General features: G+C 46.5%; 1 protein-coding gene and 1 pseudogene. One reads left to right on the forward strand and one right to left on the reverse strand.

The annotated features are described in order from the left end of the window. The first annotated feature begins 14 nt into the window (after positions 1-14). Positions 15-224 (forward strand): hypothetical protein, encoded by a 210-nt coding sequence (locus G8O24_RS47260; protein ID WP_244646427.1) that lies wholly within the window; start codon positions 15-17, stop codon positions 222-224. Between the two features lie 30 nt (positions 225-254). Here G8O24_RS47260 and G8O24_RS47265 read toward each other — a convergent pair. Further along, positions 255-411 (reverse strand): annotated as a pseudogene (locus tag G8O24_RS47265) (IS30-like element ISL7 family transposase); the annotation flags it as partial.

Genomic DNA, 411 nt, shown 5'->3' on the forward strand with positions numbered 1-411 from the left:
GGTAGCCCCAGGTCATGGAAGTGCTGGACGGCTTCGACCATGGCCTGGCTGCTGTCATTGAGGGCACTTTCCGTAATCTCAATATGAACTTGATCGCGGCTGAGCCCGTAGCGAGCGACGGTGTCTTCGATCTTTTGGTAAATATCGCAGGCTTCCAGGTCTGTTCTGGAAATGTTAAAGCTGATGGGGAAGATTTCTTTTCGCCAATTGCAAGAATAAATTGAACACTTACCATAACATCTGGTAGATTTTGACTATCTACGCCGGTAAATGCGGTCAAGTTCGGTGTCAAAGTACTCTTCTGGAGTCTTGTAGTTTAAGATCTTCCGAGGAAGAGAGTTGCACCATACCGCGATCTTAGTAATATCTTCCACACTGTACTTATCCATACGGTCTCCCTTGGGAATATAG

Origin of the sequence: Bradyrhizobium campsiandrae, from assembly GCF_014529705.1 — a bacterium.
Taxonomy (GTDB): domain Bacteria; phylum Pseudomonadota; class Alphaproteobacteria; order Rhizobiales; family Xanthobacteraceae; genus Bradyrhizobium; species Bradyrhizobium campsiandrae.